Here is a 14,650-nt window from a genome sequence, read left to right on the forward strand (position 1 = left end):
TGCATAAGCTGTATTTGCCAGTTTTTCATCATTTCCTTCTATAGCGAAGAAAGTAGCTCCCATAGGCTCTTCGGTCTCTGTTTGACCTTAGTGGCACTGTCATAAGAGGATAACCTGCTATACAAGGCAGTACGACTCCTGTACTGTCAGTAAAGGCAATAATGTCCAGATTATTGTCTTTCATCAATTTGTTTAGTTTCTCTTTTGTTTCTGCTACTGTTTTCTTTACTTTTTCAGCATCTTCACCTTTATTTTCAGCTGCATCTTCGATTAAATCTTGACCGTACTTAGCATTTCTTTTTAAATCTTTTTTGTTAAATTCAACGAGCTCAGAAAGATTTTTAACAGGTAGATTGTATTTTTTTGCGAAATTTTCAAAATCCGGTTTAAAATCTTGCTGCAATATAAACTCATTATCAATCTCTTCTATCTCAAGTTCTACAGGTACTGCACCGGCTTTTTTGAGAGCTTCTATCAGTTTTTCGCTATTATCGCCTTTCATAACGCCTATTCTCATATTAGAGAGGTCTTTTAAATCAGTATTTAAATTTATTTTTTTACTCTCATCTTGAATAGAAGCATTAAATAGTGCTACGGCGTCTTTTACTGTTTTGGTCATAGGACCTACAGTGTCCATTGTTGAAGATAGAGGAACTACTCCCTCAGTACTTATTAAATCTTTACTCGGTTTAAATCCTACAATGGAATTAATACTTGCCGGAGAAATGATTGAACCGGTAGTCTCTGTACCCAATGCAACAGTACTTAAGTTTGCAGCTACTGCAACGGCGCTTCCGGAGCTTGATCCTGAAGGTGTAAGCATTAAAGGATCAAATGGATTATGAGTTTGTCCGAGTTTTGAACTATAACCGCTTGGCATTTTTGTATCTACGAAATTTGCAAGTTCAGACAAATTTGCTTTTCCCAGGATTATAGCTTTATTTTTTATCAGACTTTCAATTACCGGTGCATTTTCAGACGGCTGAAAATCTTTTAATGCGATTGTTCCTGCACTGGTTTTCATATCTTTTGTATTGATATTGTCCTTAACGAGTACAGGTATACCATACATTGGATTTATACTTTCCGTTTTTTCCGAATCCAACTTTTTAGCTTCACTGATTGCATTGGGGTTGATTTCCATAACTGAATTTAAACCTTTTTTAGCTTTATCATAGGATCTTATACGATCCATGTAAAATGCAGTTAACTCAGTATAGGTAAGTTCACCTTTCTTGATAGACTCCTGTATTTCTTCTATTGACTTTTCCATTATAAGTTTTTCTTTTTTTCTAATCTCTTCAATCGGCAAGTTCTGCAAATGAGCATCGATTGTTTTAATTACATCATTATCGTACATAATGACTTCTTCTGTTGCTGTTTGCACTTGAGATTTTAGAAAGAACTTAGCTGCAAAGAAAGCTACTGCTAATACTATGACAGCTATAATTATTTTATTTTTCATTTTATTTCTCCTTCCTTCTAATAACGATTTTCAATTGTGTATTAGAATAGAAATAGTATAACATCTAATATTTCATTTTACTAGAAAAAATAGCATTACAAATTTGTAAGATTGATAATACACAAGACTAATGATATCATCAAATTAATCAAAGTATGAGGTATAGTGAAATGAAAGAAATTTATTTAGGATATCAGTGTAATTCGCATGAAAAATGGAAAAAAATAATGGAATACGAACTCGGTATTTCAAAAAAATTTGAAATACATTCTTGGATTGACGAGGTGGATTGTATAGAAACTGCTCTAAAATATGGTGAGAAACTAAGTTATGAATGGGAAAATGGTATCGTAATCTCCGGAGATATTACAGAAGATTTTATTAGGGTGATTTTAGACGAAAGTAGTCACAATCAGAATAACGAATACCGAGGATTTACCAATTTCTTTTCCATATTTTTGGATACGGGTTTCTCATCGGAGCATTATGGAACTGAAATTAATAAGTTTTAATTAATTTAGTCATTAAAAAGTGAGGAAAGTTAATATGTGGTTAATCTTGGCTTTATTATCAGCGGTGTTTGCGGCTGCAACATCGATACTGGCAAAAATAGGAATTAAGGGTGTTAATTCTAATTTAGCGACGACAATCAGAACTTCAGTGGTTCTGATAATGGCTTGGAGCATTGTATTTATTACGAAGTCTCAGCATGGAATTGTAAACATAGATAGGAAGAGCTGGCTTTTTCTTACATTGTCCGGACTTGCGACAGGAGCATCTTGGCTATGCTATTTCAAGGCTATTCAAATAGGGGATGTATCCAAGGTGGTTCCAATCGATAAACTAAGCGTTGTCATAACACTGTTTTTTGCCTTTATTGTTTTACATGAAGAGTTTACACCTAAGTCCATAATCGGAACTATACTGATTGGAGCAGGAACGCTTTTGATGGTACTCTAGAGGATTGTAAAGTTTAGTCATCCAAATAAAATAACCTTATGAATAGATTCGATTCATAAGGTTATTTTGAACTGTAAATTATCTATTGGAAATAAAAATGATACTATCTTTTTACATTTTTATAAAGATCATCTTCTTCTGTACTGACCAGTATTTTACCTTGGTAACTTAATTCAATTACTGTCTCAACTTTTTTGATATTCTCTTTAAGTAAGTCGAGATTAGCATCATCACTCAGATTTATCTTATATAATACTTCTGTTAATGGCTTATTTGGGTCTTCGGCATTTTTATCTACCCTTACTTTTCTCACAATTGCTCCGGAGTCAATAAGGGCTTGAGAGAGGGGGATGGTTGCATCGGGACTGTTTATTAATTTGGCCGTGATGGTAATGGATTTGAAATCATTAAATAATAGTTCAATTTTTGATAATAAGAATAGTGTAACAAGAACTATTACCACGGAAAGTACACTGGCGTAGTAAAATCCTGCTCCAACAGCAAGACCAATTCCAGCGTTTGCCCAAAGCGTTGCTGCAGTAGACAAGCCTTTAATCGAAGAGCCCGTTCTGATGATTGTACCTGCACCTAAGAAACCGATACCACTGACGACTTGAGCAGCAAGTCTTGTAGGATCAGTCCCTCCGTTTTTTTCGTGGATGTCTATGCCCACTATCATAATCAGAGTTGATACAAGACTGACAAGTATATGGGTTTTAAGACCTGCCGGACGGTTATGGTATTCTCTTTCTATCCCTATAAGACCTCCCAAAACAGTTGTGAGTATAAGTCTGATTAGAATCTCATTATTGCTAATATACATAAAGCACCTCCATATACATAGCCGATAATAAAATAAACGGCAAAAATTTACTTAAATATATAGTTATGATAATAGGATAAAGTAAACGATATACTATGTCAAGGTATATCGTGCAGTTTTGAAGCATTAAAATAAAACTGCGGAAAATATTTACAAGTGGATAAAAAAATGTTACAATACATATGAACGAATGGTCATATGAACATATAAGGAGATGATATAGATGAATATAAATAAGAGTGATGTTTGCGATATTACCATACTTCATGAAGAAGTTATAGAAAAGGTTAGCAGAAATATGCCCAAAGACAGTTATTTGGCGGATTTAGCAGACTTTTATAAAGTATTTGGTGACTATACCAGAACCAGAATACTCTTTGCATTATCAAATGCTGAAATGTGTGTTTGTGATATAGCAGTGCTTTTGGATATGTCACAATCGGCAATTTCTCATCAGCTGAGGGTGTTAAAATCTTCAAGACTTGTAAAAAACAGAAGAGATGGGAAGGCTGTGTATTATTCTCTGGATGACGAACATATTAAAAGAATCCTTGAAATGGGTCTTGAACATGTTATGGAGGAGTAATTATGGGAAGTGCAAATTCATATAGACTGAGAATAGAAAATTTAGGTTGTGCTCATTGTGCGATGAAGATGGAGCAAGTGATTCGAGAGATAGACGGGGTCGAAGAGGCAAATCTTAATTTTGCAACAAAAACTCTCTTTCTTAAGATGGATGAAACTGGACACACGAATTCACTCGATTTAATCAATGAAAAGATTTCGGAGATTGAACCGGGAGCTTTTATTCAAACCAAGAATGAAACTGTAGAATACAAGCTGAAAGTAGAAAATCTTGGGTGTTCTCATTGTGCAATGAAAATGGAAAGTGCAATCAGGAAAATAGAGAGCGTTGAAGAAGCCAATATAAACTTCGCAACCAGAACGCTTTTCCTTAAGATGATTGAAAGGGATTATAAAAGAGAGATAGAATCCATAAATAAAATTGTGTCGGAAATAGAGCCGGGAGCATATCTAAACCTCAATGAGACCAAGAAGAATGAAAGTAGGGAAGAATCAAAAGATAAGTATGAACTGGCTAAGCTCTTAATACCCATAGCATTATTTTTTATTTCATTTATAGTTAAGAATGAACCTATAAATCAGGTGCTTCTATTAATTGCCTACATAGGTTCAGGATATAGAGTTGTTGGAACTGCTATCAGAAATATTTTTAGGGGAGAGTTATTTGATGAAAACTTCTTGATGACAGTAGCAAGCATTGGTGCGATTCTAATTGGTGAGTTCAGCGAAGGTGTTGCAGTTATGATTTTCTATTCGGTAGGAGAATTTATGCAAGATCTTGCCGTTGATAAATCCAGAAAATCAATCTCAGATCTTATGGACTTAAGACCTGACTTTGCAAATGTTATGGTTGATGGTCAAATGGTTGAAATGGATCCTTCAGATATAAAAATCGGTGATTATATAATTGTAAAACCGGGAGAGAAGGTGGCGATAGACACCAAGGTGCTCGAAGGACATTCCATGATTGACACCTCTGCGTTGACCGGAGAGTCTTTGCCAAGAGAAGTGGGACCTAATGATGAAGTTCTATCGGGTTCTGTTAATTTAAGTTCCACCATGAAACTCGTGGTAACCAAAGCGTATGAGGACTCGGCTGTAGCAAAAATACTCGATCTCGTTGAAAATTCAGGAGCTAAAAAGGCCGTAACAGAGAAACTTATAACACGCTTTGCAAAATACTATACACCGGTTGTAGTCATTATTGCCTTGGCACTGGCTACAATTCCACCACTGATTACAGGTGATGATTTTTCAAAATGGATTTATAGAGCACTGGTATTTCTTGTCGCATCCTGTCCATGTGCATTGGTAGTATCAATACCATTAGGCTTCTTTGCCGGAATAGGAAGAGCCGGAAAAGAGGGTATATTGATTAAAGGTGGAAACTTTCTCGAAGCTATCAGCAAGGTAAACAGATTTGTTTTTGACAAGACAGGTACATTGACATATGGTAAATTCAAGGTAAGCGCGATAAATCCTGCAAAGGGGATTGAAAGTGAAGAACTGCTAAAAATGGCATATATTGCCGAGTCAATGTCTGATCATCCGATAGCCGAATCTATAAAGAGGGAATACGGCAGAGATGAATTAGTCCTCAGCAGTATTACCGACATTCCGGGTCATGGAGTAGTCGCAAATTATGATAACATGGAAATACTTGCAGGAAATGCAAAACTTATGAAGATGTACAATATCGACTATATAGATGCAAATGGTGGCGGGACTACAGTTTATGTGGCTGTGAATTCCATGTTTTATGGAAGTATATTGATTTCGGATGAGGTTAAATCGGAAGCTAAAGACGCCATAAGAAAACTCAAGAATCTGGGAGTAGGAAATATTACCATGCTTACAGGTGATAATGCTGCTACAGCAAAAAACGTAGCTGATAATCTTGGGATAGACGATGTAAATGCCGAGCTGCTTCCACAGGATAAGGTTTCTGCATTAGAAAGCATCATAGAAGAGAAACACTCCGGAACTGTCGCCTTTGTAGGTGACGGTATCAATGATGCACCTGCACTTATGCTGGCAGATGTCGGGATATCCATGGGGAAGGTCGGATCTGATGCGGCAATTGAAGCGGCCGATATAGTTATTATGAAGGATAATCTATTGAGTTTGGCAACCCTCTTAAAGCTTTCAAAAAACACCATGCAGATTATCTATCAGAATATTATATTTGCACTAGGTTTTAAACTCATTGTTTTAATTCTGGGGGCAACAGGTAGAGCATCCATGTGGTTTGCTGTCTTTGCAGATACCGGTGTGGCTATAATAGCAATACTGAATTCGATCAGGATTTTAAAAAAGAGAATATAGTAAATGCCCTCTTCTCAACTCGAGAGAGGGCATTTTAATCTATTTAAAAAAAACCGGAGATTTTATAGTCATTATCTATTACAACCGTAAAAACCCTATCGGCTTTAGTGTATTTTGCATGGACCAATACCTGAGCATATTTATTTCCATCTTTATCTTTAATTTCAGAGAACTTATGCTTTACCAGTTCTTCGAATTCTCCGGACGGATTTAGGACTTTAGTCTCTACTTCCTTGAGAACCTCCTCGCTTAAGGCTTCTGTAAGTTTATCAGTAGATATTTTTCTAAAATCGTCGTACTCGGTTTTAATCATATGCAGTACTCCTCTTTCAGCTAGTTCAATAGACTTTTCTTCCTCAAATACAAAGTCAGAACTCTTCGTAGAATCTCCTTCGACTTTTCCGGGTTTCTTACCGGAACAAGCCGTGATAAGTAATAATACGAGCAGTAAGTACAAAATAGCTTTAGTTTTCATTTTTCATGCCTCCAAATTTTTTATATGTTCTTATTGTATACAGTATTAATAGTATTGCTTCGATGCCGAGTATGGTTTCTGCGATTAATATACTGGATATAAACGGAATGAAATCTACGATACCATGTACAATGATGGCTATTAATAAATACTTGTATTTCTTGTTTAATAAAAAGCCCTCCCACACGATTACGGAAAGTCCAATATGTATAAATGTAGCAAATAAGCGTTCAAGATATGCTATTGGGCTTATTAATCCCGTACCTAGATATGGGTAGAACAGGTATATAATTTCCATTAACGAATGACCCAGACCGAATATAATAGCATATGAAATTAAGCTTTGTTTTGATAAAAAGCACTTTCTAAATAGGAACCTACCAGTCTCTTCAAAGATGCCGGCTGTAATCGCTAAAAGACCTATCACAAGGAGTGGATAAAAGCTGATATAAACATTATAATTACTCGATTGCTGGATGAGTTTTAGAACCGGTAGTCGGATGAGGATTTGGCTTACAAGAAAACTGAGCATTCCCAAAATAAATGATTTTAGTATATTCATTACATTACCTCATTATTAATTATAGACTATTTATTTACTATTATACCCCTAATTGACCATTCAATGCATAGAAAATGCTGAGATAATTAGAATTTACCAGAGTAATCGAATCAAGTATTGGCATCCGGATACTTCAAATTTTATCTTTACATTTGCATATAAAAAAACTCCCTTCAAAAAAGAGGAAGTTTTTAAAGTTAATGCATAAATCATGTCAATGATGGATTTTAAGTTGACTCGGTACTAAGTTCATTTGTATCGAATTGCGGCTTGGTCAAGATTCCGGATTGCAGTACAAAAAATGTAGTAATTAAGGAAGAGAGACCATCCGCAACTGCCATTGACATCCAAATGCCTGTTAGTCCAAAGAACATCGGTAGGATTACAATAGCAGGAAGCAGTAATAATAGTTGTCTTGACATGGTAAGAATAAAGCCTATTTTAGGTTTACCTATGGCTTGAAAATAATTGGACGCTATTATCTGATAACCTACAATAGGGATGAAGATGTTGAAAATCCTAAGTCCGGGAATTACCATATCCTTAATCTTTGCATAGTCGTCTGGTCGACTGATGAATATCTTTACAAGCACATGCGGTAGTGTCATTGTTATAATCCAGTTTAAACTCATGTATAAGACTGCAACGATTATTCCGATTTTTAGTGCTTTTTGCACCCGAGTCATTTTTCCGGCACCGAAGTTAAAGCCGATGATGGGCTGAAGTCCTTGATTTAAACCGAAAACCGGCATAAAGGCTAGAGTTGAAATACTATAGATAACACTCATGCTCGAAGTTGCAAGGTCTCCACCGAATTTTTGTAGTTGATTATTAAATATAATATTGATACCGCTGGCGACCAATTGCATTGAAAAAGGTGTTATTCCTAGCGAAACAATCTCTTTAATCAACTGAAAATCAGGTTTCAGCGTTTCAAGCTTTAGTTTAAGCAGGGATTTTTTGCCAAGAAAATAATTTATAACCCAAACTGCCGACAAGAACTGTCCAATTATAGTTGCAAGAGCTGCTCCTTTTGCACCCATATTTAATGGGAATATAAAGATATAGTCCAGTACGATATTGGTTATTGCACCTATGAACATGGTAATCATAGCCATTCTTGGATTACCTTCACCACGTATAAAATTGTTAATTCCAAATCCGAGCATTTGGAAAGTCGTTCCATAGAGGATTATTCTTCCATAATCTTTGGCATATGGAAGTATGGTATCTGAAGCACCAAAGAAACGCAATAAGCTTTCCAAGTATATACTGAAGATTATGGTCAGTACTATCCCGGAGAAGAGCAGCATTGTAACAGCATTTCCCAGAATTTTTTCAGCTACATCTTTTCTACCCTGGCCAAATCTTATAGATGCCAGTGAGTTTCCGCCAATTCCAATTAACATTCCGAAACCCATTATTATCATCAAGATTGGAAAGTTTAAAAATACACCACCTATGGCAAGTTGGCTGACTCCTGCACCTAAGAATATCCTGTCGACTACATTATAAAGAGCATTGATCATCATACCTACAATTGCAGGTACAGAAAAGTTAATTAATAACTTGGGGATAGGTTTCTCCCCGAGCATTTGAGATCTGGATTTGTTTATATCCGTCATTTTATCACCCAATTTAATATTTATATTACCTCACTATTATTGATACCCTAATTATACTTTATATATCATATAAACACATTAAATAGAAAAATGGCATGGTTTGTAGTAGGTTTAAAACATAGCAGTAGAATTCTTCGAATTCCTCTTTTTATATCTCTCACCCGATGAGTTGAGTAGTTGTCGGTTGTGAGGGGATAGTCTTTGAGAGCCTCCCTCTGACGAGGGAGGTGGGTTTGCGAAGCAAACTCGGAGGGAGAGAAAAACCCAAGCCTACCGTTACCTCGTTTTATTTTCATATCAATCATTCTTCGTGTATCTCTCCCTCAGTCAGCGGAGCTGACAGCTCACCGGAGGAGTTGGATGGTTGTGTGGGATAGGTCGTGAGTCCAAAATATAAAAGTTGAATTTTTCAAATTCTTCTTTGTATGTCTCTCCCTCAGTCAACCAAGTTGACAGCTCCCTCGTCAGAAGGAGCCATTAAAGGAATGAAGTGATTGTCTAGAATTATACTGCCAAAAGCATCTTCAATCATAGAATGGTTAGCAAGAATCCGATTGCAAAAATGAAGTGTGGAGATCACATAGCCTCCCTCTGACGAGGGAGGTGGGTCGCCTAAGCGACTCGGAGGGAGAGAAAACCTAGGCAGCAATTACATTAGTCACATGAAAGTACGTCCGATTGAAAATGTACATTATTAAATTGGTATTGGAAATAACCTAGAATTCGACTGCCAAAAGATGGAGCCGATAAAAAAGCGACATCATTACGTCGCTACCTTACTGCAAAAATCTATTCTCGATAAAGGTTGTCTATAGAAAAACAGCTGCAAGTAAACTTGCAGCTGTCATAGTTTTGGATGATTCTATTTAGGAACGACTCTATGGTAAATCTTCTTACCTCTTTTAATAATCAGTTCATCACCTACAAAATGATCAACTTTTATTACTTCGCCGAAGTTTTCGAGTTTTTCACCATTGAGTTCTATTCCACCCTGTTGAATAAGTCTTCTGGCTTCACCATTAGACTTTGTCAAACCAAGTTGAGTTAGTAAATCGAGTATGCCTATTCCATCTTCAAATACGGAAGATTCTATCTCGGTAGTGGTCATATCTGCACTGGATACTCCTGATTCAAACAGTGCTTTTGAAGTTGCAAGTGCAGTGTCTGCATGCTCCTTACCATGGATAATCTTAGTAACTTCATATGCTAAAATCTCTTTCGCCTCATTTATTTTCTCGCCTTCTAAAGCGCCGAGTCTCTTACATTCTTCAGTTGGTAAGAAGGTAAGCATCATAAGGAATTTTTCAACATCTCTGTCATCTACATTTCTAATGTACTGGAATAATTCGTATGGAGGTGTTTTGTTTTCATCTAGCCAAACAGCACCCTTCATTGACTTACCCATTTTTTGTCCATCAGCTGTAGTAAGAAGTTTAAAGGTCATAGCATAAACTTTGTCATTTTCAAGTTTTCTAACCAAATCATATCCGCCAAGGATATTTGACCATTGGTCAGAACCGCCCATTTGAAGTTTACATCCGTATTTTCTGTATAGAATTAAGTAATCGTATGACTGCATGAGCATGTAGCTAAATTCGAAAAATGTTAGACCGTCTTTCAATCTATTCTTGTAGGATTCAAGGGTCAGCATATGATTGACATTGAAATGAGTTCCAATTTCACGCATAAAGGGTAGGAACTTGAGGTCTAATAACCAGTCAGCATTATTGACCATTATAGCTTTACCATCAGAGAAATCCAAAAATCTTTGGAACTGATTGTAGAAACACTGTGCATTGTGGTCTATGGTTTCTTTAGTCATAATAGATCTCATGTCAGTTCGGCCTGATGGGTCGCCAATTAGAGTGGTCCCTCCACCTAATAATGCTATAGGCCTATGTCCATGCTGCTGCATCCTCATCATTACCATGATTTGAATAAAGTGACCTATTGTCAAAGAGTCTGCAGTTGCATCAAATCCTATATAAAAAGTTACTTGTTCTTTATCAAAAAGTTCTCTTAGTTCATCTTCAAAAGTGGCTTGTTCAAAATATCCGCGTTCTTTCAACTCGTCTATTATATTTTTTCTTTTTTCCATAATGCCCTCCTATTTTTTAAAAATAAAAAAGCCTACATGATTGAAAGGACGACAATTGTCGTGGTACCACCTTTCTTCGCGTACGCCTCTTGCAGGTAAGTCACTGCTGACTTGAAGCTCAAGTATTGTAATTCCCCTTTCAGGTACTGTATACCGTCAATGCTTCTTTTAAATTGCTTATAGTTTACTAAAAATAAATTCTGTTGTCAAGTACTGTTTTGTAAAAGTTTAATTAATTTATGATAATATACTTCAATTTAGCACCTAGACTAGATAAAGTCTATATAATGGTGTAAATTAGTTTTACAAAAAAATATGAACCATCCCCAACCTTTTGGTATAATAGTTTCACCACAAAACTAACCAGGAGGTAAAAGAGATGGTCTGGCTATATTTTACACTAGATTCAGAAATAATTAAAGGTTTATTTTCAGCTTCAGCTAAAGAAAATGCTATTGCAAAACTCTTAGAATCAATTTTAAACCAAGTTTTAGAGGCTCAAGTTACTGAGGCAATCGGAGCTAAGCCTTATGAACGTACTGAAGAACGTACATGTTACAGGAACGGTTCTAGAGTTAGACAAATTAAAACTCGTGTAGGAACGTTAGAATTGCTAGTACCAAGAGTTAGGGGTGGTGAGTTTTCTCCTGATTTATTCAATCGATATCAACGAAATGAACAAGCTTTTGTACTGGCTATGATGGAGATGGTAATCCAGGGTGTCTCCACAAGAAAAGTAACAAAAATCACCGAAGAATTATGTGGAACATCATTTTCAAAATCAACAATATCAAACCTCTGTTCAAACTTGGATCCTTTAGTTGATGAGTTTCGAAACAGACCATTAGAGTCACAATATCCTTTTATCGTAGTTGATGCTATGTATTTAAAATCAAGAGATGCAGGAAAAGTTAGAAGCAAAGCTCTAATGATTGCAATAGGAGTTCGCTCTGACGGTATCCGTGAAATTCTTGGTTTTATGTGTGGTGATAGTGAGACTGAACTAGGATGGAGAAACTTCTTTTCATCATTAAAGGATAGAGGATTATCAAATGTTGATATAGTTGTTAGTGATTCACATAAAGGCTTAAAATCTGCAATCCTTAAAGAGTTTCAAGGCAGCTCATGGCAGAGGTGTCAAACACATTTTAGTAGAAACATACTTGATGTATGTCCTACTAGACTACAGCCTGAGATAAAAAATCGATTAAGAGAGCTTTATGATGCGCCAACTACAGAAGTTGCCAGAACAGTATTAAATGATATCCTTGATGAATACTCAAATACTGCACCAAAGGCTATGGAATTACTAGATGCTGGTTTTGACGACATAACCCAAGTATTAAATATTCCAATAAAGTATCGAAAAAGATTAAGGACATCAAATATCATTGAACGTCTAAATCAAGAGATTCGTCGTAGAGAACGAGTAATACGAATATTCCCAAACGATGAATCCATGAACCGTTTAATTGGGGCAATATTAATTGATTTAGATGAGAAATGGAGTAGCGGGAGAATATGGTTGGATATGCATGAATACCATGAATCCAAACAAGATCAAGCCGAGCTTCAACAAGTTGAACCTACAAAGGTAGTTGCATAAGTCTGAGTTTAAGCTAATGCACCGCCAGCCTTGCACCAAGAACTTAAAAAACGGTAAGTGTTAACCACCGAAGGCGATAAACTCACAACAAAATGGTGTAATTATCCTTCGTTTTTTTAGTGTACCATTTTTTAAGTACTTGCCACAAGGCCAAGCCCTTCGGGTGGCTGATGTAATACCTCAGGCTCCAAATCTACAACAAATCAAAAAAATGAAACTGCTAATCAAAAGGTAAGATAAAACAATTTACACACTAATTTGGACTTGACTCCTAGACTATATATAAGTTTAAAATGTTCATATTTGGATATATATATTTTAATAGTTTAACTATTACTATAAAATTATATAGGGGGTAACAATGAAGAGAAAATCATTTATAGCATTGTTCATGGCGCTCATAATGGTACTGGCTGCATGTACACCTGGAGCTCCAAAGGACGATTCAAAAGGAGAAGGAAAAGGTTTGGCTGAAGGCATTAAAGCCGAAATAAGCGTACAAACCGAGGCTGATTGGAAGGGTTACTATGAAAAGGTAGTTGAAAGAGTTAAGGAAAAGAACCCGGATGCTGTTATTAATCTTATCGAGGTAGGATCATTTGACCATCTTGACACAATTGATAAAACAGATGCATCAAATAAAGACGTAGCGGATGTATTTGCCCTTCCTGCCGACAGGATTTATGGTCTTGTTCAAAATGATATATTGGCAGGAATTGACTCTAAGAAAATCGCTGAAGCAATTGGCGGTTGGGATGATTTTGACAGTGGAATAGGTGGAAACTTCAAGATAAAAGATGAGTACTTTGCTTTTCCGTATAATATTGAGACACTTATTCTATTTATAAACAAGGCAAATGCCGAAGCAGCAGGCGTAGATATTTCTAAACCTATGGAAGTTAATGATCTTGGCTACGATCAAGCACTTCTTCCACTATTTGATGCATGGTTCGGAGTTGCAGCAACAAACTCTTCCAAGATTGATCTTCTAGGAAAAGATGGAGATAAATTAAACAGTGATATGACCATTGAATGGAGCGAATTACCTGCTGAAAAGCAAGAGACTATCAAAGCATTATACGATTACTGGAAAGCTAACAATGATGCAAATTCCGCTCTATTTGATAAAGATGCAGGTTGGGGTTATATCGACACTACATTTACAAGCGGCGGTAAAGGTATAGTTAGACTTGGGGGACCTTGGGAAACAGGATCAATCAACGGATTTACAAATGATGGAAAGGATCTTGAAGTACAACCTATAAATAATCTGACCTTAGCAGGAAAACCGCTTGTTCACTGGCAAAGTGGATGGGGCCTAGGAATTAACTCCAGAATAGAAGAAGATAAAGATAAACTTGCATTAGCAGAAGCAGTAATAGCGGAGATTGTCAATCCTGAACATGCTGTAGATTTATTTAAAGCAACAGGAAAGATTTTAGAGAATGTTAAAGTTGATGTTTATAAATCATCGGATTTAAATGACTCTGACAAAGCTGTAATTTCAGCAGTTATTGAATCATATGCTAAAGCACCTGCAAGACCGCTGTTTACAGAGTGGGGCAGTGTTTGGGATACATGGAAAAACGCAGTTCTTTCTTGGAACTCAGTAAAACCTGCAGATGCAGAAGCAGCATATAAAGAAATCAAAGCATCCTTCGATGCTATGATGCAAAACTTCTAAATATAAGAGGGCGGAGACGCCCTCTTTATGAACCCGGAAAGAGGTAAAAATGAAGAAATCTGAAAAGAAACTGATAGCCATTTTGGTACAAACTGCAATTCTGGTTGTTTTTGCATCTGTGGAGTCACTGATGATGGCTCGAAGACTTTTAGAACCCTTGCCGGGAGTTTCTGAACTCGATCGTGGAGTATCTTATATATTGCTTCGCTTTATGACCATTATCAGTGGAGCATTAATCGTAAGTGTATATTCATATATTACTACCAAAAAACTGAAAGTTGATAAGATGTATAAATTAGTCAGTTCTGTAATTGTTATAATCAGCCTTTTAGGGATTATCTTTAGTGGATTTATAACGACGAAGACCATTATTTACTATATTATTATATATTTGGGATTGATTTATATCATAATTAGAGACTAATTGAGACTGAGGAAATAA

At 36.2% G+C, this 14,650-nt stretch carries 13 protein-coding genes; 7 read left to right on the plus strand and 6 right to left on the minus strand.

The window, feature by feature from the left end; genetic code table 11:
• Nucleotides 1–28: 28 nt before the first annotated feature.
• Nucleotides 29–1,465, minus strand: a complete 1,437-nt coding sequence (locus VZL98_00595) for an amidase family protein (GenBank protein ID WVH63485.1) — start codon at nt 1,463–1,465, stop codon at nt 29–31.
• Nucleotides 1,466–1,635: 170 nt separating this feature from the next.
• Between VZL98_00595 and VZL98_00600 the strand changes: the two genes are divergently transcribed.
• Both VZL98_00600 and VZL98_00605 read left to right on the plus strand, forming a co-directional pair.
• Entirely contained in the window at nt 1,636–1,977 is a 342-nt protein-coding gene (locus tag VZL98_00600) for a hypothetical protein (GenBank protein ID WVH63486.1), read from the plus strand.
• A 34-nt stretch (nt 1,978–2,011) separates the two neighbouring features.
• Nucleotides 2,012–2,425 carry an EamA family transporter gene (locus tag VZL98_00605; GenBank protein WVH64522.1) on the plus strand — a complete coding sequence of 138 codons (414 nt, stop codon included), beginning with the start codon at nt 2,012–2,014 and terminating at the stop codon, nt 2,423–2,425.
• Between the two features lie 103 nt (nt 2,426–2,528).
• Here the strand turns inward: VZL98_00605 and VZL98_00610 are convergent, their stop codons facing one another.
• A complete protein-coding gene (locus VZL98_00610) occupies nt 2,529–3,248 on the minus strand; it encodes an MgtC/SapB family protein (protein ID WVH63487.1) in 720 nt (239 codons plus the stop codon).
• A gap of 223 nt (nt 3,249–3,471) precedes the next feature.
• On the opposite strand from VZL98_00610, the gene VZL98_00615 reads away from it, so the two are divergent.
• On the plus strand, nt 3,472–3,834 hold the full coding sequence (locus VZL98_00615; GenBank protein ID WVH63488.1) for a metalloregulator ArsR/SmtB family transcription factor: 363 nt from the start codon (nt 3,472–3,474) through the stop codon (nt 3,832–3,834).
• A gap of 2 nt (nt 3,835–3,836) precedes the next feature.
• Nucleotides 3,837–6,158, plus strand: coding sequence for a heavy metal translocating P-type ATPase (locus VZL98_00620; protein ID WVH63489.1), 2,322 nt, complete (start codon nt 3,837–3,839; stop codon nt 6,156–6,158).
• 43 nt (nt 6,159–6,201) lie between these two features.
• On the opposite strand, the gene VZL98_00625 is transcribed toward VZL98_00620, so the two are convergent.
• The 4 genes from VZL98_00625 to tyrS form a co-directional block, all read right to left on the minus strand.
• The gene (locus tag VZL98_00625) at nt 6,202–6,633 is read right to left on the minus strand and encodes a DUF3887 domain-containing protein (protein ID WVH63490.1); all 432 of its coding nucleotides are present in this window, start codon (nt 6,631–6,633) and stop codon (nt 6,202–6,204) included.
• Complete coding sequence (locus VZL98_00630) at nt 6,623–7,195, minus strand: YhfC family glutamic-type intramembrane protease (protein WVH63491.1); 573 nt, start codon at nt 7,193–7,195, stop codon at nt 6,623–6,625. Before VZL98_00630 ends, VZL98_00625 begins: the two co-directional genes overlap by 11 nt.
• A 227-nt stretch (nt 7,196–7,422) precedes the next feature.
• On the minus strand, nt 7,423–8,820 hold the full coding sequence (locus tag VZL98_00635; protein ID WVH63492.1) for an MATE family efflux transporter: 1,398 nt from the start codon (nt 8,818–8,820) through the stop codon (nt 7,423–7,425).
• A gap of 862 nt (nt 8,821–9,682) precedes the next feature.
• Entirely contained in the window at nt 9,683–10,918 is a 1,236-nt protein-coding gene (tyrS, locus tag VZL98_00640; protein ID WVH63493.1) for a tyrosine--tRNA ligase, read from the minus strand.
• 379 nt (nt 10,919–11,297) lie between these two features.
• Between tyrS and VZL98_00645 the strand changes: the two genes are divergently transcribed.
• The 3 genes from VZL98_00645 (at nt 11,298) to VZL98_00655 (ending at nt 14,632) form a co-directional block, all read left to right on the plus strand.
• Nucleotides 11,298–12,524, plus strand: a complete 1,227-nt coding sequence (locus tag VZL98_00645) for an IS256 family transposase (GenBank protein ID WVH63494.1) — start codon at nt 11,298–11,300, stop codon at nt 12,522–12,524.
• A gap of 361 nt (nt 12,525–12,885) precedes the next feature.
• The gene (locus tag VZL98_00650; protein WVH63495.1) at nt 12,886–14,208 is read left to right on the plus strand and encodes a sugar ABC transporter substrate-binding protein; all 1,323 of its coding nucleotides are present in this window, start codon (nt 12,886–12,888) and stop codon (nt 14,206–14,208) included.
• A gap of 49 nt (nt 14,209–14,257) precedes the next feature.
• A complete protein-coding gene (locus VZL98_00655; protein WVH63496.1) occupies nt 14,258–14,632 on the plus strand; it encodes a phospholipid carrier-dependent glycosyltransferase in 375 nt (124 codons plus the stop codon).
• The last annotated feature ends 18 nt before the right edge of the window (nt 14,633–14,650 follow it).

Source organism: Peptoniphilaceae bacterium AMB_02, from assembly GCA_036321625.1.
Taxonomy (GTDB): Bacteria; Bacillota; Clostridia; order Tissierellales; family Peptoniphilaceae; genus Microaceticoccus; species Microaceticoccus formicicus.

Bases quoted from the DNA above. Each gene is read 5' to 3' on its own strand.
- VZL98_00595 (WVH63485.1), bottom strand. From the start codon at position 1,465: ATGAAAAATAAAATAATTATAGCTGTCATAGTATTAGCAGTAGCTTTC.
- VZL98_00600 (WVH63486.1), top strand. From the start codon at position 1,636: ATGAAAGAAATTTATTTAGGATATCAGTGTAATTCGCATGAAAAATGG.
- VZL98_00605 (WVH64522.1), top strand. From the start codon at position 2,012: ATGTGGTTAATCTTGGCTTTATTATCAGCGGTGTTTGCGGCTGCAACA.
- VZL98_00610 (WVH63487.1), bottom strand. From the start codon at position 3,248: ATGTATATTAGCAATAATGAGATTCTAATCAGACTTATACTCACAACT.
- VZL98_00615 (WVH63488.1), top strand. From the start codon at position 3,472: ATGAATATAAATAAGAGTGATGTTTGCGATATTACCATACTTCATGAA.
- VZL98_00620 (WVH63489.1), top strand. From the start codon at position 3,837: ATGGGAAGTGCAAATTCATATAGACTGAGAATAGAAAATTTAGGTTGT.
- VZL98_00625 (WVH63490.1), bottom strand. From the start codon at position 6,633: ATGAAAACTAAAGCTATTTTGTACTTACTGCTCGTATTATTACTTATC.
- VZL98_00630 (WVH63491.1), bottom strand. From the start codon at position 7,195: ATGAATATACTAAAATCATTTATTTTGGGAATGCTCAGTTTTCTTGTA.
- VZL98_00635 (WVH63492.1), bottom strand. From the start codon at position 8,820: ATGACGGATATAAACAAATCCAGATCTCAAATGCTCGGGGAGAAACCT.
- tyrS (WVH63493.1), bottom strand. From the start codon at position 10,918: ATGGAAAAAAGAAAAAATATAATAGACGAGTTGAAAGAACGCGGATAT.
- VZL98_00645 (WVH63494.1), top strand. From the start codon at position 11,298: ATGGTCTGGCTATATTTTACACTAGATTCAGAAATAATTAAAGGTTTA.
- VZL98_00650 (WVH63495.1), top strand. From the start codon at position 12,886: ATGAAGAGAAAATCATTTATAGCATTGTTCATGGCGCTCATAATGGTA.
- VZL98_00655 (WVH63496.1), top strand. From the start codon at position 14,258: ATGAAGAAATCTGAAAAGAAACTGATAGCCATTTTGGTACAAACTGCA.